Here is an 18,290-nt window from a genome sequence, read left to right on the forward strand (position 1 = left end):
GGTTTCCTTTCCGTTTCGCCTGACCGGATATCCGCGATGCAATCCCGTTCCCGCTTCGGTACGAGCCTGGTGCCGTACCTGCTGATCGCGCCGCAGCTCGCGATCACCGCCGTGTTCTTCCTGTGGCCGGCCGGCGTCGCGCTGTGGCAGTCGACGCAGATGCAGGACGCGTTCGGCACGTCGAGCGAATTCGTCGGCCTCGCGAACTTCACGCACCTGTTCGCCGATCCGCTGTATCTCGATTCGTTTCGCACGACCCTGGTGTTCAGCTCGCTCGTCACGGTGAGCGGGCTCGTCGTGTCGCTGGTGCTCGCCGCGTGTGCCGACCGCGTGATCCGCGGCGCGCGCGTGTATCGCACGCTGCTGATCTGGCCGTACGCCGTCGCACCGACGATCGCGGCGGTGTTGTGGGCGTTCCTGTTCAACCCGAGCATCGGGCTCATCACGTATGCGCTCGCGAAGGGCGGCATCGTGTGGAACCACGCGCTGAACGGCGGACAGGCGATGTTCCTCATCGTGCTCGCATCGGTGTGGAAGCAGGTGAGCTACAACTTCCTGTTCTTCTACGCGGGCCTGCAGGCGATCCCGCGCTCGCTGATCGAGGCGGCGGCGATCGACGGTGCCGGGCCGGTGCGGCGCTTCTTCAACATCGTGCTGCCGTTGCTGTCGCCGACGAGTTTCTTCCTGCTGGTCGTGAACCTCGTCTACGCGTTCTTCGACACGTTCCCGGTGATCGACGCGGCCACCGGGGGCGGCCCGGCGCAGAGCACGAAGACGCTGATCTACAAGATCTTCGCGGAGGGCTTCCAGGGGCTCGACATCGGCAGTTCGGGCGCGCAGTCGGTCGTGCTGATGATCATCGTCGTCGGGCTCACGGTGATCCAGTTCCGCTTCGTCGAACGCAGGGTGCAATACGCATGATCGAAAATCGCAAGGGTTTCGACCTGTTCTGCCACGCGGTGCTGATCGCGGGCGTCGTGCTGATCGTGTTCCCCGTCTACGTCGCGTTCTGCGCGGCGACGATGAACGCGCAGGAAGTGTTCACGGTGCCGCTGTCGCTGGTGCCGAGTACGCACCTGTTCGAGAACATCGCATACATCTGGGGGCACGGCAGCGGCGGCACGACGGCGCCGTTCGGCCGCCTGCTCGTCAACAGCTTCGCAATGGCGCTCGGCATCGCGGTCGGGAAGATCGCGATGTCGATCCTGTCCGCGTACGCGATCGTCTATTTCCGCTTCCCGTTCCGCAACACGGCGTTCTGGCTGATCTTCATCACGCTGATGCTGCCGGTCGAGGTGCGGATCTTCCCGACCGTGCAGGTCGTGTCGACGCTGCACCTGACGAACACGTACGCGGGGCTCACGCTGCCGCTGATCGCATCGGCGACCGCGACGTTCCTGTTCCGCCAGTTCTTCATGACGCTGCCGGACGAGCTGATGGATGCCGCACGCATCGACGGTGCGGGGCCGCTGCGCTTCTTCTGGGACGTCGTGCTGCCGCTGTCGAAGACGAGCATCGCGGCGCTGTTCGTGATCACGTTCATCTACGGCTGGAACCAGTATCTGTGGCCGATCCTGATCACGACGGAGGCGTCGCTGTCGACGGCGGTGGTGGGCATCAAGACGATGATCGCGAGCGGCGACGCCGCGACCGAATGGCAGTACGTGATGGCGGCGACGCTGCTGGCGATGGTTCCGCCGCTCGTCGTCGTGCTGGCGATGCAGCGCTGGTTCGTGCGCGGCCTCGTCGATTCCGAGAAATAAATGACGGACGGCAACCGGGAGAAAGACCAAGTATGGCTGCGCTGAGCTTGAAGGGCGTCAGGAAATCCTACGACGGCAAGCAGCACGTGCTGCATGGCATCGACGTGGAGATCGCCGACGGCGAATTCATCGTGCTGGTCGGCCCGTCGGGCTGCGGCAAGTCGACGCTGCTGCGGATGATCGCGGGCCTCGAGACGGTGACGGACGGCGAGATCGCGATCGGCGAGCGCGTCGTCAACACGCTGGAGCCGAAGGATCGCGACATCGCGATGGTGTTCCAGAACTATGCGCTGTATCCGCACATGACGGTCGCGCAGAACATGGGCTACGGGCTGAAGATCCGTGGCATCGAGCGCGCGACGATCGATTCGCGGGTGGCCGCGGCGGCGAAGATCCTCGAACTCGAGCCGCTGCTCGCGCGGCGGCCGCGCGAGCTGTCGGGCGGCCAGCGGCAGCGCGTCGCGATGGGGCGTGCGATCGTGCGCGAGCCGTCGGTGTTCCTGTTCGACGAGCCGCTGTCGAATCTGGACGCGAAGCTGCGCGTGCAGATGCGGCTCGAGATTCAGCGGCTGCATGCGCGGCTCGCGACGACGAGCGTCTACGTGACGCACGACCAGATCGAGGCGATGACGCTCGCGCAGCGCGTGATCGTGATGAACCGCGGTTACGCGGAGCAGATCGGCGCGCCGGTCGACGTGTACGAGAAGCCGGCGACGGTGTTCGTCGCGGGCTTCATCGGCTCGCCGGCGATGAACCTGATGCACGGCCGGCTGTCGGACGACGGCGCGACCTTCACGGTCGCGGGCGGCGGCCCGGCGCTGCCGGTCGCCGGCGCGCCCGGCATCGGCGCGGCGATCGCCACCGGGCGCGACTGGGTGCTCGGCGTGCGTCCGGAACACATGACGCCGCAGCCGGGCGTCGCGCAGGCGACACTGCCCGTCGATTCGTGCGAGCTGCTGGGCGCGGACAATCTCGTGCACGGCCGCTGGGGCAATCATGACGTCGCGGTGCGCCTGCCGCACGCCGACCGTCCGGCGCGCGGCACGGCGCTGGCGGCCGCACTGCCCGCGCACCGGCTGCATTTCTTCGATCCCGAGACCGGCAAGCGTGCCGACTGAACCTGCTGCACCTGGCGAGAGACCGACGATGACTTCCCGTACCGACTGGCCCTACCCACGCGTCGTCGCCCATCGCGGCGGCGGCACGCTCGCGCCGGAGAACACGCTCGCCGCGCTCGACGAGGGCGCGCGACGCGGTCACCGGATGGTCGAGTTCGACGCGAAGCTGTCGGCCGACGACGTGACGTTCCTGCTGCACGACGACACGGTCGACCGGACGTCGAACGGCCACGGGGCGGCGGCGGACATGCGCTATGCGGCGCTGGGTGCGCTCGACGCGGGCGCGTGGCTCGACGCACGCTTCGCGGGCGAGCGGATGCCGACGCTCGAGGCGGCGGCGGCGCGCTGCATCGCACACGGGCTGGCCGCGAATGTCGAGATCAAGCCGTGCCCGGGGCGCGAGCGCGAGACCGGGCAGCGCGTGGCGGCCGATGCGGCCGCGTACTGGCGCGATGCCGACGTCCCGCCGCTGCTGTCGTCGTTCTCGTTCGATGCGCTGCAACAGGCGCGTTCGACCGTGCCGACGCTGCCGCGCGGGATGCTTTACGAGGCCGTGCCGGACGACTGGCATGCACAGGTCGTCGGTGCGCTCGGCTGCGTTTCGTTGCACGCAGACCACAAACGGCTCGACGAACCGCTCGTGCGGGCGATCAAGGCGGCCGGGCTGCGCATCCTGGTGTACACGGTCAACGACCTCGAACGGGCGCGCGAACTCGCCCGCTGGGGTGTCGACGCGGTCTGCACCGACCGGATCGACCTGATCGGCCCCGGCGCGCTCGACGACATCGCGTAGCGCCGGGTCCCGCGCGATGGCTGGTGCGGGAAGACCCTGAGACAAAAAAACGACGCCCCGACGGGAATCTGCCGGGGCGTTTTGCATCGTGGAGACGTTACGTCACGAAAAATCCGCTACAAATTGCAGCAGGATTAACCATTCCCCAAATATTCGACTACGCTTAGAAGCGGTAACCGACGTTCAGGTACGTCACGATCGGGTTCAGCGAGATGTGAGCCTTCGACGTTTCCGTCAGCGTACCGACCTGGGTCCGCTTGGCCGTCGTGAAGGTCGCCGTCACGCTGACCGGGATGTACGACATCGAGAAGCCGGCAAACCAGTGCTTCGTGAAGTTGTACGTGAAGCCGGCGTTGAACACGGGCGCCCACTGGTTGCTGGTCTGCGCGCTGGTCGGGCCGCCGAGCACGCCGTTCTCGAACGAGCTGTTCGTGATCTTTGCGCCGGTGAACCAGATATACGTCGCGCCGACGCCGACATACGGACGGAACTTCGCGTTGGCGTCGTTGAAGTAGTACTTCAGGAGGAGCGCGGGGCTCCACTGGTACGCGCGGCCGAGCGTACCGAAACTTGAGAACTGGCCCTTGCCTGTGATGTCGAACTTCGGCGGGATGCCGGCGATGAACTCGGTGGCGATGTGGTCGGTCACGAAGTAGCCGGTCGCCAGCGCGAGCGTGTCGGCATCGCTGATGCCGGCACCGGTGTTGGGAACCGACTGGTTGATGGGCGTGCCGCCTACGCCGTACAGGAACAGCGGGTCGCTGCTGTCTTGCGGTGCGAGGTGCAGCCAGCCGGTGCTGACGTAGAAATCACCTGCGGATTGTGCATGTGCCGTACCGCCCGCGAACGTGAATGCGAGCGCTGCGGCCCCCGTAATGGCCAGTTTTCGTTTCATTGTGTCTCCTCCGATCAAAGGCGTGCTCATTATGACGACTGCGTTTAAAACCAAACAAGCTCGTAAGTTAGAGTTTTCTCCCTAGGATTCGTACGACCGTACGCTTTCGCGCGCCGCAGGGACAGGCATTCTACGCAGGTGCGCAATTTCGGACCTACGGGTATTTCCTAACGCGTTCAAACGGACATTCAGCATGGCACGGTTAGCACGACTCTACGTTCCCGACCAGCCGCAGCACGTGATTCTGCGCGGCCTGGATCAGCAACCCGCGTTCGTCGACGACCAGGACTACGAACTCTTCATCGATTGCCTGAAGGCCGCCGCACGCGATCATCACCTGTCGGTGCATGCCTACGTGCTGCTGCCGCGCCAGGTGCAACTCCTCGTGACACCGAGCGACGAGGCAAGCCTGCCGAAGGCAATGCAGGCCGTGGGCCGTCGTTACGTCGCGCATTTCAACCGGCGCTATTCGCGGCGCGGCACCCTGTGGGAAGGCCGCTATCGCGCGACGGTGATCGAAGGCGAGCGCTATTTCCTGCTCGCGAGCCGCGTGGTCGAGATGAGCCCGGTGCGCGCGCAGCTCGTCGCGACGCCCGAAGCGTATCGGTGGTCGAGCTACCGGCATCACGTCGGGCTCACCGTCGACAGCCTGATCACCGACCATCCGCTCTACTGGGCGCTCGGCAACACGCCGTTCGACCGTCAGCGTGCGTACAAGGAGCTGTGCGAGCAGCCGCTCGACGAGCGGCAGGCCGACCAGCTGCAGCAGGCGACGCTCAAGGGCTGGGTGCTCGGCGGCGAGAATTACCGCGAGTGGGCGGCGCGTACCGCGAACCGGCGCGTGTCGCCGCTGCCGCGCGGACGCCCCAGAAAGGTGCGTGAGAGCACGCCGCCGATCCAGCAGTAACGCGGGAACGGCGGTCGAGGAGGCGGCGCTGCGTGCGCCGCTTCTTTTTGCACCAAAACGATACGGCCCCAATAAAATGGCACCAGATCGAAGCATCTATTTAATTGGGGTTCGATCAAGCGGTTTTTGTTGCTATTCCTTTGATTCGTCGCGTATATTCCGAATTCCGGTGGCCCGGGAGAAGCATGCCCAGCCACTGACGGCCGCGCCGTCTCCCGTCGGGAGCGGGATGACGGCAACAAAAAATGGTTCAACGGCCCTCCAGGCCCCCTTTACGACGGTGTCCCCATGAACGACCACCAGCAGCCGCTCGCCGCGGTGCCCGCCGCACAAGGTCTGTACGACCCGCAAAACGAACACGACGCCTGCGGCGTCGGCTTTGTCGCTCACATCAAGGGCAAGAAGAGCCACGAGATCATCCAGCAGGGTCTGAAGATCCTCGAGAACCTCGACCACCGCGGCGCGGTCGGTGCCGATCCGCTGATGGGCGACGGCGCGGGCATCCTGATCCAGATTCCGGACGCGTTCTATCGCGAGGAAATGGCGAAGCAGGGCGTGATGCTGCCGCCGGCCGGCGAATATGGGGTCGGGATGATCTTCCTGCCGAAGGAAAACGCATCGCGTCTCGCGTGCGAGCAGGAGCTCGAGCGCACGGTGAAGGCCGAAGGCCAGGTCGTGCTCGGCTGGCGCGACGTGCCGGTCGACCATGCGATGCCGATTTCGCCGACCGTGAAGGCGAGCGAGCCGCTGATCCGCCAGATCTTCATCGGCCGCGGCAAGGACATCATGGTGACGGACGCGCTCGAGCGGAAGCTGTACGTGATCCGCAAGACGGCGAGCCACCGCATCCAGGCGCTGAAGCTCAAGCACGGCAAGGAATACTTCGTGCCGTCGATGTCGGCGCGCACGGTCGTCTACAAGGGGCTGCTGCTGGCGGGCCAGGTCGGCGTGTATTACCGCGACCTGCAGGACGCGCGTGTCGTGTCGGCGCTCGCGCTCGTGCACCAGCGCTTCTCGACCAACACGTTCCCGGCGTGGGAACTGGCCCACCCGTACCGGATGATCGCGCACAACGGCGAGATCAACACCGTGAAGGGCAACGTGAACTGGCTGAACGCACGCACCGGCGCGATCGCGTCGCACGTGCTCGCCGACGACCTGCCGAAGCTCTGGCCGCTGATCTACCCGGGCCAGTCGGACACCGCATCGTTCGACAACTGTCTCGAACTGCTGGTGATGGCCGGCTACCCGCTCGTGCACGCGGTGATGATGATGATCCCGGAAGCGTGGGAACAGCACACGCTGATGGACGAGAACCGCCGCGCGTTCTACGAATACCACGCCGCGATGATGGAGCCGTGGGACGGCCCGGCCGCGATCGCGTTCACCGACGGTCGCCAGATCGGCGCGACGCTCGACCGTAACGGCCTGCGTCCGGCGCGCTACATCGTCACGGACGACGACCTCGTCATCATGGCGTCGGAAGCCGGCACGCTGCCGATCCCCGAATCGAAGATCGTCAAGAAGTGGCGCCTGCAGCCGGGCAAGATGTTCCTGATCGACATGGAACACGGCCGCATCATCGACGACAAGGAACTGAAGGACAACCTCGCGAACGCGAAGCCGTACAAGAGCTGGATCGACGCCGTGCGCATCAAGCTCGACGAGATCGAGCCGAAGGCCGAGGAAGTCGCGGCCGGCCGCACGCAGGGCGCCGCGCTGCTCGACCGCCAGCAGGCGTTCGGCTACACGCAGGAAGACCTGAAGTTCCTGATGGCGCCGATGGCGCAGCAGGGCGAAGAGGCCGTCGGTTCGATGGGCAACGACTCGCCGCTCGCGGTGATGTCGAACAAGAACAAGACGCTCTATCACTACTTCAAGCAGCTGTTCGCGCAGGTCACGAACCCGCCGATCGACCCGATCCGCGAGAACATGGTCATGTCGCTCGTGTCGTTCATCGGCCCGAAGCCGAACCTGCTCGACACGAACAACATCAACCCGCCGATGCGTCTCGAAGTGTCGCAGCCGGTGCTCGACTTCAAGGACATCGCGAAGATCCGCGCGATCGACCAGTACACGGGCGGCAAGTTCAGCGCATACGAACTGAACATCTGCTACCCGGTTGCATGGGGCAAGGAAGGCATCGAGGCGCGCCTCGCGTCGCTGTGCGCGGAAGCCGTCGACGCGGTGAAGTCGGGCTACAACATGCTGATCGTGTCGGACCGCAAGACGGATGCCGAGCACGTCGCGATTCCGGCGCTGCTCGCCACGTCGGCGATCCACACGCACCTCGTCCAGCAAGGGCTGCGCACGAGCACGGGCCTCGTCGTCGAGACGGGCTCCGCGCGTGAAACGCATCACTTCGCGCTGCTCGCGGGCTACGGCGCGGAAGCCGTGCACCCGTACCTCGCGATGGAAACGCTCGCGAAGATGGCCGAAGGCCTGCCGGGCGACCTGTCGCCGGAGAAGGCCGTCTACAACTTCACGAAGGCGGTCGGCAAGGGCCTGCAGAAGGTGATGTCGAAGATGGGCATCTCGACGTACATGTCGTACACGGGTGCGCAAATCTTCGAAGCGCTCGGCCTGTCGAGCGACCTCGTCGAGAAGTACTTCAAGGGCACGGCGTCGAAGGTCGGCGGCATCGGCCTGTTCGAAGTCGCGGAAGAGGCAATCCGCCTGCACCGCGACGCGTTCGGCGACAACCCGGTGCTGCGCGACATGCTCGACGCGGGCGGCGAATACGCATACCGCGTGCGCGGCGAAGACCACATGTGGACGCCGGATTCGATCGCGAAGCTCCAGCACGCGACGCGCAGCAACTCGTACCAGACGTACAAGGAATACGCGCACCTGATCAACGACCAGACCAAGCGTCACATGACGTTCCGCGGCCTGTTCGAGTTCAAGGTCGAGCCGACCAAGGCGATCCCGATCGACGACGTCGAATCGGCGAAGGACATCGTCAAGCGCTTCGCGACGGGCGCGATGTCGCTCGGCTCGATCAGCACCGAGGCGCACGCGACGCTCGCGATCGCGATGAACCGGATCGGCGGCAAGTCGAACACCGGCGAAGGCGGCGAGGACCAGAAGCGCTACCGCAACGAGCTGCGCGGCATTCCGATCAAGGCCGGCGAGACGCTGAAGTCGGTGATCGGCGATGAAATCGTCAGCGACATCGCGCTGAAGGACGGCGATTCGCTGCGCTCGAAGATCAAGCAGGTCGCGTCGGGCCGTTTCGGCGTCACCGCCGAGTACCTCGCGTCGGCCGACCAGATCCAGATCAAGATGGCGCAGGGTGCGAAGCCGGGCGAAGGCGGCCAGCTGCCGGGCCACAAGGTGTCCGAGTACATCGGCAAGCTGCGTTACTCGGTGCCGGGTGTCGGCCTGATTTCGCCGCCGCCGCACCACGACATCTACTCGATCGAGGATCTGGCGCAACTGATCCACGACCTGAAGAACGTGAACCCGAGCTCGAGTATCTCGGTGAAGCTGGTGTCGGAAGTGGGCGTCGGCACGGTCGCGGCCGGTGTCGCGAAGGCGAAGGCCGATCACGTCGTGATCGCCGGCCATGACGGCGGCACGGGCGCATCGCCGCTGTCGTCGGTCAAGCATGCGGGCACGCCGTGGGAACTCGGCCTGGCCGAAACGCAGCAGACGCTCGTGCTGAACCGCCTGCGCGGCCGTATCCGCGTGCAGGCCGACGGCCAGATGAAGACGGGCCGCGACGTCGTGATCGGCGCGCTGCTCGGCGCGGACGAATTCGGCTTCGCGACGGCGCCGCTCGTCGTCGAAGGCTGCATCATGATGCGCAAGTGCCACCTGAACACGTGCCCGGTCGGTGTCGCGACGCAGGATCCGGTGCTGCGTGCGAAGTTCCAGGGCCAGCCCGAGCACGTCGTGAACTACTTCTTCTTCGTCGCCGAGGAAGTGCGCGAGATCATGGCGCAGCTCGGCATCGCGAAGTTCGACGACCTGATCGGCCGCGCCGACCTGCTCGACACGCGCAAGGGCGTCGAGCACTGGAAGGCGAAGGGCCTCGACTTCTCGCGCGTGTTCTACCAGCCGGAAGAGTGCGAGGACGTCGCGCCGCGTCACGTCGACGTGCAGGATCACGGCCTCGAGCGCGCGCTCGACCACGTGCTGATCGAGAAGGCGAAGGCCGCGATCGAGAACGGCGAGCATGTGTCGTTCATCCAGCCGGTGCGCAACGTGAACCGGACGGTCGGCGCGATGCTGTCGGGCGTGATCGCGAAGAAGCACGGCCACGACGGCCTGGCCGACGACGCGGTGCACATCCAGCTGAAGGGCACGGCCGGCCAGAGCTTCGGCGCGTTTCTCGCGAAGGGCGTGACGCTCGACCTCGTCGGCGACGGCAACGACTACGTCGGCAAGGGCCTGTCGGGCGGCCGGATCATCATCCGCCCGACCAACGACTTCCGCGGCAAGTCCGAGGAAAACATCATCTGCGGCAACACGGTGATGTACGGCGCGATCGAAGGCGAATCGTTCTTCCGCGGCGTCGCGGGCGAGCGCTTCTGCGTGCGCAACTCGGGCGCGACGGCGGTCGTCGAAGGGACGGGCGACCACGGCTGCGAATACATGACGGGCGGCACGGTCGTCGTGCTCGGCGAGACGGGGCGCAACTTCGCGGCCGGCATGTCGGGCGGCCTCGCGTACATCTACGATCCGGAAGGCACGTTCGCGGCGAAGTGCAACAAGTCGATGGTCGCGCTCGAGCCGGTGCTGCAGGCGGCCGAGCAGGAGCGCACGGTCGACCGCGCGCTCTGGCATGCGGACACGACGGACGAAGCGCTGCTCAAGGGGCTCGTCGAGCGTCATTTCCAGTTCACGGGTTCGCCGCGCGCGAAGTCGCTGCTGGAAAACTGGGACGCGGCGCGCCGCCAGTTCGTGAAGGTGTTCCCGCACGAATACAAGCGCGCGCTCGGCGAGATCGGTGCGAAGAAGGCGGCGAAGGAAGTGCTGGCCGCCTGAGCGACGAACGACATAGCGAATGCCGCGCGCGCATGACTGCCGCGCGCGGCTCCCCCACCCGATACACCGAACAGAAGAGCACCTTATGGGCAAGGCAACCGGTTTTCTGGAGTTCGAACGCCGCCACGAGGCGTACGAAGCACCGCTCACGCGCGTGAAGCACTACAAGGAATTCGTCGCGGCACTGACCGACGCGGACGCGAAGGTCCAGGGCGCGCGCTGCATGGATTGCGGCATCCCGTTCTGCAACAACGGCTGCCCGGTCAACAACATCATCCCGGACTTCAACGATCTCGTTTACCGCCAGGACTGGCAGCAGGCGATCGAAGTCCTGCATTCGACCAACAACTTCCCGGAATTCACGGGCCGGATCTGCCCGGCGCCGTGCGAGTCCGCGTGCACGCTCGGGATCAACGACGACCCGGTCGGCATCAAGTCGATCGAGCACGCGATCATCGACAAGGCCTGGGCGGAAGGCTGGGTGAAGCCGCTGCCGGCCGAGCACAAGACGGGCAAGAAGGTCGCCGTCGTCGGTTCGGGCCCCGCGGGCCTCGCCGCCGCGCAGCAGCTCGCGCGCGCGGGCCACGACGTGACGGTGTTCGAGAAGAGCGACCGGGTTGGCGGCCTGCTGCGTTACGGGATTCCCGACTTCAAGCTCGAGAAGTGGCTGATCGACCGCCGCATGCGCCAGATGGAAGCGGAAGGCGTGACGTTCCGCACCAGCGTGTTCATCGGCAAGGATCCGCTGCCCGAGTCGATCGGCAGCCTCGCGAAGGAAACCATCTCGCCGGACACGCTGAAGGAAGAATTCGACGCGGTCGTGATCGCGGGCGGTTCGGAAACGCCGCGCGATCTGCCGGTGCCGGGCCGCGAGCTCGCCGGCGTCCATTTCGCGATGGACTTCCTGCCGCAGCAGAACCGCGTGAACGCGGGCGACAAGCTCGTCGACCAGCTGGTTGCGAAGGGCAAGCACGTGATCGTGATCGGCGGCGGCGATACGGGTTCGGACTGCGTCGGCACGTCGAACCGCCACGGCGCGAAGCAGGTCACGCAGTTCGAGCTGCTGCCGCAGCCGCCGGAAGAGGAAAACAAGCCGCTCGTGTGGCCGTACTGGCCGATCAAGCTGCGCACGTCGTCGTCGCACGAGGAAGGCTGCGAGCGCGACTGGGCGGTCGCGACGAAGCGTCTCGAAGGCAAGAACGGCAAGGTCGAGAAGCTGATCGCGGCGCGCGTCGAGTGGAAGGACGGCAAGATGCAGGAAGTGCCGGGCTCCGAGTTCGAGCTGAAGGCCGATCTCGTGCTGCTCGCGATGGGCTTCACGCAGCCGGCCGCGCCGGTGCTCGACGCGTTCGGCGTCGCGAAGGACGCGCGCGGCAACGCGCGTGCGGCGACCGAAGGCGATCGCTCGTACTACACGTCGGTCGACAAGGTGTTCGCGGCGGGCGACATGCGCCGCGGCCAGTCGCTTGTGGTGTGGGCGATCCGCGAAGGCCGCCAGTGCGCGCGTTCGGTCGATGCGTACCTGATGGGGCATACGGAACTGCCGCGCTGAGCTGAATAGCGCGACGGGTTTCGATGAAAACCGGGCGTCCGACAGGACGCCCGGTTTTTTTACGTGCAAAGCCGGCAGGTTGCCGCTTAACATGAACGGGACACCGTGCAGGGCACCGGCCCGATCGACGGTCGATTCCTGCGTCAACCACGATCGCGTCCTGCACACCATGTTTCGAGACAACGCCCCGGAAATCACCCGCCCGTGCTTCACGGCCGACGGCAACCGCGTTCGGCTGGAGGAAGTCGTTGCGCTGCTGCTTTCGCACGGGCCAGGCCTACACGTCGAAGACCACGCATTCGTCGCGCAGCAGCGGCAGATCGACGTCGACATGCGCGTCGTCGACACGATCGGGGAGCGGATGACCCTTGAAGGCTTCGCGCAGTTCACGCCGGCCGACGACGTGCGCAGCACCTTCCCGCTTGCCGCGATGCGCGACATGGTGACGAGCCTCGCGCAGACCGGCATTCCGCCGGTGTTCGCTTTCGTGTGCGACGAATTCTGGCTCACCTACTGGCGGTTGCAGAAGGTCGTCGCGGCGGCGCTGGGTACCACGGCCTTCATGCTGATGCCGGATTTCTGGGTATGGCACGTCAGCGCGAAGGCGGGGCAGGCCGGCTGGAGCATGCACCGCGATGCGGGGGCGAGATCGCTGCTGCCGGACGGGCGCGCCGGCGCGCTGTCGCTGTGGATGCCGTTGACGCCCGTCGACTCGTCCACCGGTTGCGTGATGCTGCTGCCGAAGCATCGCGATCCCGACCACGGAACGGATCGCGTGTCGCAAGCCGGATTCGACGTGCGGGATATCCGTGCGCTCCCCGGCGCCGCCGGCGATCTGATGATGTGGAGCCAGTCCCTGCTGCATTGGGGTAGCCGCGGCAGCACGCTCGCGGAGACATCGCGCATCAGCATGTCGATCGGCGCGCAGGTCGAGGCACTGGGCCCGTTGAATCCGCCGCTGCTGAAGCCCGACATGTTGCCCGCCGCCGGCCTTCGGCTCGAATTGATCGCCAAGCAGATCCTGCAATACGAGCAATTCGCGGCCATCGATCCGTCCTGGGCACATTTCGCGCGAGTCGTGCTCGCCAGCGGATTGTCCGGGCTGGTCTTCGACATCCCTGTCGAATGGCGGCTTCGCTGACTGGAGGGGCGGTGGCGCAAGCGAAGGTTGGCGAGGCGCCGCCGGACAGCCGGTGAATTGCTTCGACACCATGCCGTAACGTCGGCAGCGCTGCTCCGTGTCTCACCGTCCGCCTTTGTTCGGCCCTCCGCATTTTCGCGAAGCGTCGTCTAACCTGATGACATCCGTCCTCAATTTCTCGGCATCTCTATTCCTTTCGTTTTGTAATAATCCTTGAAAACTGTCATATCATGTCGCCCCTCGGGCCGCGTTCGCGGTGGCTGCATGTAACTGACCCTATTTACAAGGAAACCGGATGGAAGCATTCGTGCATGGGCTGATCGACGCCGTCAACGGCGTGTTGTGGAATTACGTGCTGATCGCGCTGCTGCTCGGCGCCGGTGCGTGGTTCACGTTGCGGTTCCGGATGATCCAGCTGAAGGCGTTGTTCCTCAGCATGAAACTGGTCGGCAGCAAGGGCGAGCCGGGCAGCATTTCGTCGTTCCAGGCATTCGCGACCGGGCTCGCGAGCCGCGTCGGCACCGGCAACATCGCGGGCGTCGCGGTTGCGCTGACGGTCGGCGGGCCGGGCGCGATCTTCTGGATGTGGATGACGGCGCTGGTCGGGATGTCGTCGGCGTTCGTCGAGGCGACGCTCGCGCAGATCTTCAAGGTCTCGCACCCGGACGGCAGCTATCGCGGCGGCCCCGCGTACTACATCCAGACGGGCCTGCGTTCGCGCGCCTTCGGCGTGCTGTTCTCGCTGTCGCTGATCCTCGCGTTCGGCTTCGTGTTCAACGCGGTGCAGGCCAACGCGATCGCCGATGCGTTCCATACGTCGTTCGGATTGAGCCGCGAGACGGTCGGCCTCGGTCTCGTGCTGCTGAGCGCACCGATCATCTTCGGCGGCATCCGCCGGATCGCGACGGTCGCGCAGGTGATCGTGCCGCTGATGGCGATCGGCTATCTCGCGCTGGCGGTGTACGCGGTCGCGACGCACATCACGTTGGTGCCGGGCGTGATCGTATTGATCGTGAAGAGCGCGTTCGGCCTCGAGCAGGCGGCGGGTGGCCTGACGGGTTATGCGGTCAGCCAGGCGATCGCGATCGGCGTGAAGCGCGGGCTGTTCTCGAACGAGGCGGGGATGGGCAGCGCGCCGAACGCGGCCGCGACCGCGAGCACCCGGCACCCGGTCACGCAGGGGCTGATCCAGATGCTCGGCGTGTTCGTCGACACGATCGTGATCTGCAGCGCGACCGCGTTCGTGATCCTGCTGTCGGGCCAGTACGAACTCGGCACCGGCATGGAAGGCGCGGCGCTCACGCAGCGTGCGATCTCGAGCCACGTCGGCGACTGGGGCGGCATCTACATGGCCGTTGCAATCTTCTTCCTCGCGTTCTCGTCGGTGATCGGCAACTACGCGTATGCGGAAGGCAACGTCGAATTCATCACGAAGCGGCGCGGCGTGCTGCCGCTGTTCCGCGTCGCGGTGCTCGGGATGGTGATGTTCGGCAGCGTCGGGCAACTGCCGCTCGTGTGGGCGATGGCCGATACGAGCATGGGGCTGATGGCGATCATCAACCTGATCGCGATCCTCGCGCTCGGCAAGTATGCGCACGCTGCGTGGGCCGACTATCGCCGCCAGCGCGCGGCAGGCATCGCCGATCCGGTGTTCACGCGCAACACGATCCCCGAACTTGCACGCGTGCTGCCGGCCGACGTGTGGGGCGAGCACGGCCCGCTGCCGCAGCGTCCCGTTTCGGCCGATCCGGCGCGCGCGCCGCGTGCCGCGGTGAGCGAGTCATGAACGGCGACCGGCTCCGTGCGTTCGTCGCGCTGATGCCCGATGCGGCATCGCGCGACGCGCTGCACGCGTTGCCGGTCACCCGTGGTGCGCGGCGCACGTTGCCCGCGCAACTGCACATGACGCTCGCGTTCATCGGCGCGATCGAACGGGAACGTTGCGACGCGCTGGCCGCACACCTGCCCGCGCTCGCGGCCGCGCATGCGCTGCCGCTGCTGCCGGTCGAGCGGATCGCGTGGTGGCCGAGCCTGCCCCGCGCGCGGCTGATCGTCGCGGAACTCGAGGCCGAACCCGCGTGCGTCGCGCTGAATGCGGGGCTGGCAACGCTGCTGCGCGGACTCGGCGTGCCGGCCGACCGGCGGCCGTTCCGGCCGCACGTGACGCTCGCGCGGCTGCCGCGCGACGCGGTCGGCCAGCCCGCGCACGGCGGCGCGCCGGGGCGGCCGGTCGTGCTGCGCATCGAGGCGCTGACGCTGTTCGAAAGCCGGCTGTCGCACGAGGGCGTATCGCATCGGCCGATCGTATCGGCGCCGATCGCCTGGGCGGAAGGCTGGGCAGCGGGTTGAGCGGTTCTCGCGACACACCGCGATGGCCGCACGCTGCGCGTATCGCGCCCGCGCATTGCGTCGACGGCGTTGCCCGGTGCCGAGCCTACCGGTCGTAACGCGCGAGCGTCAGGCCCGACAGGTCGATCTCCGGTTCGCGCCCCGTGACGAGGTCCGCCAGCACCTTCCCCGAACCCATCGACATCGCCCAGCCCGTCGAGCCGTGGCCGACGTTGAGCCAGAGCCCGTCGATCCCGCTCGCGCCGAGCAGCGGCGGCCCGTCGGGCGTCATCGGCCGGCGGCCGACCCAGAAGCGCGCCGACGCGCGATCGGCCGCGTGCGGAAACCAGTCGTCGAGCACCTTCATCAGCGTATCGAGCGCCTGCTGCCGCAGCGCCGCGTGCCGGTTGCCGAGTTCCGCGGTGCCCGCGACACGCAGCGTCGGGCCGAAGCGCGTGATCGCCGTCTTCAGCGATTCGTCCATCAGCGCGGCGCGCGGTGCCTTTTCGTCGTCGACGACCGCGAGCGTCGCCGAGTAACCCTTCACCGGATACAGCGGCACGTCGATGCCGTGCGGGCGCAGCAGGCCGGCGCTGTCGACGCCGAGTGCGACGACGATCGCGTCGGCCGCGAGCGGGACGTCACCACGTGCGGTGGCGCCTTCGTCGACCGATGCGACCCGCACGCCGCGCACCTTGCCGCCCGCGACGTCGAGCGCGCGGATCTCGGTGCGAAAGCGGAACGTCACGCCGTTCGCCTCGCACAATGAGCGCAGTTCGCGCGTGAAGCGCGCGCAGTCGCCGGCTTCGTCGTCGGGCAGGTAGATGCCGCCGACGGGCGTCTGCCGCGCCCAGCGCAGGCCCGGCTCGATCGCCGTGCAGCCGGCCGCGTCGAGTTCGCGAAACGCGATGCCGGCGTCGCGCAGCACCTTCAGCGCGGGCTGCACCATCTCGACGTCGAACGCGCCGCGCAGCAGCTGCAGGTAGCCGCGGCTCGCGCCATAGTCGAACGGATAACGCTCGCGAAACTCATGCAGGCACGCGCGGCTGTAATACGCGATGCGCTGCATCCGCTGCTTGTTCACGCGGAACCGCTCGAATTCGCATTCGCGCAGCCAGCGCGCGATCCAGCGCCACTGCGCGGCATCGAGCGTCGGCCGGAAGATCAGCGGCGATGCGGGCTTGAACAGGTACTTGAGGATCTTGCCTGGCATGCCGGGGGCGGCCCACGGCGTCACGTAGCCGGGCGCGATCACGCCCGCGTTGCCGAGGCTCGTCGCCTGTGCGACATCGGCCTCGCGTTCGATCACGGTGACGTCGCAGCCTGCTTCGCGCAGGTGCCAGGCGGTGGTGACGCCGATCACGCCGGCGCCGAGAACGATCACGTGCATGCGGTTTCCAAAACGATGCGGGCGCTCACGATGCGACGGCCGGCTCGTCGACGAGCGACTTGCCGCGCGTTTCCGGCAGCACGAGTGCGGCGACGATCACGAGCAGGTAGCCGCCACCGGCGACGAGGCCGATCGCTTTCACGAGCGACATCGACTGCGACAGCGAGCCGACGAGGATCGGGAAGAACGAGCCGAGCCCGCGGCCGAGGTTGTAGCAGAAGCCCTGGCCCGAGCCGCGGATCGCGCCCGGATACAGCTCCGACAGGTATGCGCCGACGCCCGCGAAAATGCCCTGCACGACGATGCCGAGCGGAAAACCGAGCAGCAGCATCGCGGTATCGGTGATCGGCAGCATCGTGTACGCCATGCCGAGCGAGAACGAGCCGATCGCGAACAGGATGAACGACGCGCGGCGACCGAGCCGGTCGGACAGGATCGCGCCGACCACGTAACCGACGAACGAGCCGACGATCAACACGACGAGATAACCGCTCGTGTTGAACACCGACAGGTGGCGGACGGTTTTGAGGTAGGTGGGCAGCCAGGTCGTGATCGCGTAGTAGCCGCCGAGCATCCCGGTGCACAGTGCGCTGCCGAACAGCGTCGCGCGCAGGTGCGGCGGCGAGAAGATCTCGAGGAAGTGGCCCGACACGCGGCCTTCGTCGCGCGCGCGGCGCGTGGCCGTGTAGATGTCCGGATCGCTGACATTGCGGCGGATATAGAGGATCCACAGCGCGGGCACGATGCCGATCCAGAAGCATGCGCGCCACGCGACCTGCTCGGGCAGCAGCGCGAAGAACGCCCAGTAGAGGATCGCGGCCGCGGCCCAGCCGAACGACCAGCTGCTCTGCACGGTGCCGACGGCCTTCGCGCGATGCTCGGGCGAGCGGATCGTCTCGGCCATCATGATCGTCACGACCGACCATTCACCGCCGAAGCCGAAGCCCTGCAGCGTGCGCGTCGCAAGCAGCTGCCAGAACGAGTGCGTGAAACCGGACAGGCACGTGAACAGTGCGAACGTCGCGATCGTCCACTGCAGCACGCGCACGCGGCCGTAGCGGTCGGCGAGGATGCCGGCGACCCAGCCGCCGATCGCCGACGAGATCAGCGAACTCGTCGCGATCATCCCGGCCTCGCTCTTCGACATGCCCCAGGTCGCGATCAGCGTCGGAATCAGGAACGAATAGATCATGAAATCGAACGCATCGACCGCGTAGCCGCCGAATCCGGCGTACAGCGTCTTGCGCTCGCGCGACGACAATTCGTTGAACCACTGGAATGCCTGCATGCTTGCCGTCCCCTGTTGTCTCGTCTCGCGCTGCCGCGTGGCGGTTATTTTACGGTCGCGATGGGGCCGGCCAAAAAAAGGCTGATGCGGGTTCGTGCAGGAAAACGGGGAGGCGGGAAGGAA

At 66.6% G+C, this 18,290-nt stretch carries 13 protein-coding genes; 10 read left to right on the top strand and 3 right to left on the bottom strand.

What is annotated here, in order from left to right:
- Positions 1 to 36 precede the first annotated feature (36 nt).
- Genes ugpA through ugpQ form a run of 4 tightly spaced genes read left to right on the top strand, consistent with a single transcriptional unit; the run spans position 37 to position 3,674 of the window.
- Positions 37 to 921 carry a sn-glycerol-3-phosphate ABC transporter permease UgpA gene (gene ugpA, locus H3H55_RS01685; protein WP_193097497.1) on the top strand — a complete coding sequence of 295 codons (885 nt, stop codon included), beginning with the start codon at positions 37 to 39 and terminating at the stop codon, positions 919 to 921.
- Positions 918 to 1,763, top strand: coding sequence for a sn-glycerol-3-phosphate ABC transporter permease UgpE (ugpE, locus tag H3H55_RS01690; RefSeq protein WP_129513535.1), 846 nt, complete (start codon positions 918 to 920; stop codon positions 1,761 to 1,763). The genes ugpA and ugpE overlap by 4 nt, the downstream gene beginning before the upstream one ends.
- Before the next feature lie 32 nt (positions 1,764 to 1,795).
- Positions 1,796 to 2,881, top strand: coding sequence for a sn-glycerol-3-phosphate import ATP-binding protein UgpC (locus H3H55_RS01695; RefSeq protein WP_193097498.1), 1,086 nt, complete (start codon positions 1,796 to 1,798; stop codon positions 2,879 to 2,881).
- 28 nt (positions 2,882 to 2,909) lie between these two features.
- Complete coding sequence (gene ugpQ, locus H3H55_RS01700; RefSeq protein ID WP_193097499.1) at positions 2,910 to 3,674, top strand: glycerophosphodiester phosphodiesterase; 765 nt, start codon at positions 2,910 to 2,912, stop codon at positions 3,672 to 3,674.
- A 163-nt stretch (positions 3,675 to 3,837) separates the two neighbouring features.
- On the opposite strand, the gene H3H55_RS01705 is transcribed toward ugpQ, so the two are convergent.
- Positions 3,838 to 4,569, bottom strand: a complete 732-nt coding sequence (locus H3H55_RS01705) for an OmpW/AlkL family protein (RefSeq protein ID WP_193097500.1) — start codon at positions 4,567 to 4,569, stop codon at positions 3,838 to 3,840.
- Between the two features lie 193 nt (positions 4,570 to 4,762).
- Here H3H55_RS01705 and H3H55_RS01710 point away from each other — a divergent pair, with 193 nt between their 5' ends.
- The 6 genes from H3H55_RS01710 to thpR all read left to right on the top strand — a co-directional run bounded on the left by H3H55_RS01710 (position 4,763) and on the right by thpR (position 15,510).
- On the top strand, positions 4,763 to 5,476 hold the full coding sequence (locus tag H3H55_RS01710) for a transposase (protein WP_193097501.1): 714 nt from the start codon (positions 4,763 to 4,765) through the stop codon (positions 5,474 to 5,476).
- 288 nt (positions 5,477 to 5,764) lie between these two features.
- A complete protein-coding gene (locus tag H3H55_RS01715; RefSeq protein WP_048251423.1) occupies positions 5,765 to 10,468 on the top strand; it encodes a glutamate synthase-related protein in 4,704 nt (1,567 codons plus the stop codon).
- Positions 10,469 to 10,553: 85 nt separating this feature from the next.
- On the top strand, positions 10,554 to 12,020 hold the full coding sequence (locus H3H55_RS01720; protein WP_048251422.1) for a glutamate synthase subunit beta: 1,467 nt from the start codon (positions 10,554 to 10,556) through the stop codon (positions 12,018 to 12,020).
- A 169-nt stretch (positions 12,021 to 12,189) separates the two neighbouring features.
- Positions 12,190 to 13,161 (top strand): phytanoyl-CoA dioxygenase family protein, encoded by a 972-nt coding sequence (locus H3H55_RS01725; RefSeq protein WP_193097502.1) that lies wholly within the window; start codon positions 12,190 to 12,192, stop codon positions 13,159 to 13,161.
- Between the two features lie 295 nt (positions 13,162 to 13,456).
- A complete protein-coding gene (locus H3H55_RS01730; RefSeq protein WP_193097503.1) occupies positions 13,457 to 14,947 on the top strand; it encodes an alanine/glycine:cation symporter family protein in 1,491 nt (496 codons plus the stop codon).
- The gene (gene thpR, locus H3H55_RS01735) at positions 14,944 to 15,510 is read left to right on the top strand and encodes an RNA 2',3'-cyclic phosphodiesterase (RefSeq protein ID WP_193097504.1); all 567 of its coding nucleotides are present in this window, start codon (positions 14,944 to 14,946) and stop codon (positions 15,508 to 15,510) included. Before H3H55_RS01730 ends, thpR begins: the two co-directional genes overlap by 4 nt.
- An 85-nt stretch (positions 15,511 to 15,595) precedes the next feature.
- Here thpR and H3H55_RS01740 read toward each other — a convergent pair whose 3' ends face one another.
- Complete coding sequence (locus H3H55_RS01740) at positions 15,596 to 16,879, bottom strand: D-amino acid dehydrogenase (RefSeq protein ID WP_193097505.1); 1,284 nt, start codon at positions 16,877 to 16,879, stop codon at positions 15,596 to 15,598.
- Positions 16,880 to 16,904: 25 nt separating this feature from the next.
- Complete coding sequence (locus H3H55_RS01745) at positions 16,905 to 18,167, bottom strand: MFS transporter (protein ID WP_129513542.1); 1,263 nt, start codon at positions 18,165 to 18,167, stop codon at positions 16,905 to 16,907.
- Positions 18,168 to 18,290: the final 123 nt, after the last annotated feature.

This window comes from Burkholderia sp. Z1, assembly GCF_014893795.1.
GTDB classification, from domain to species: Bacteria; Pseudomonadota; Gammaproteobacteria; order Burkholderiales; family Burkholderiaceae; genus Burkholderia; species Burkholderia theae.